The sequence below is a fragment of the Bacillus cereus group sp. BfR-BA-01381 genome, assembly GCF_022663555.1.
Classification (GTDB): domain Bacteria; phylum Bacillota; class Bacilli; order Bacillales; family Bacillaceae_G; genus Bacillus_A; species Bacillus_A pacificus.
In genome coordinates this window covers 1-266 of record NZ_JAKUFR010000295.1, presented here as the reverse complement: position 1 = coordinate 266, position 266 = coordinate 1, and the positions used below count along the sequence as shown (strand labels likewise).

The following is a 266-nucleotide window of genomic DNA, read 5'->3' as shown; positions in this document are numbered from 1 at the left end:
CGCGCCCGAGAGGAGTCGAACCCCTAACCTCTTGATCCGTAGTCAAACGCTCTATCCAATTGAGCTACGGGCGCATATGGTGCCGAGGGCGGGGGTCGAACCCGCACGGTGGTCACCCACCGCAGGATTTTAAGTCCTGTGCGTCTGCCTGTTCCGCCACCCCGGCATGTCATATTGAAAATTGGAGCGGAAGACGGGATTCGAACCCGCGACCCCAACCTTGGCAAGGTTGTATTCTACCACTGAACTACTTCCGCAAGACATGT

3 tRNA genes are annotated in these 266 nt (G+C 57.1%); all 3 read right to left on the bottom strand.

What is annotated here, in order from left to right:
• The 3 genes from MR079_RS28765 to MR079_RS28755 all read right to left on the bottom strand — a co-directional run bounded on the left by MR079_RS28765 (position 1) and on the right by MR079_RS28755 (position 257).
• Positions 1 to 74 (bottom strand) — tRNA-Arg (locus MR079_RS28765).
• 3 nt (positions 75 to 77) lie between these two features.
• A tRNA-Leu gene (locus MR079_RS28760) sits at positions 78 to 166 on the bottom strand.
• A 16-nt stretch (positions 167 to 182) separates the two neighbouring features.
• Positions 183 to 257, bottom strand: a tRNA-Gly gene (locus MR079_RS28755).
• Positions 258 to 266 lie beyond the last annotated feature (9 nt).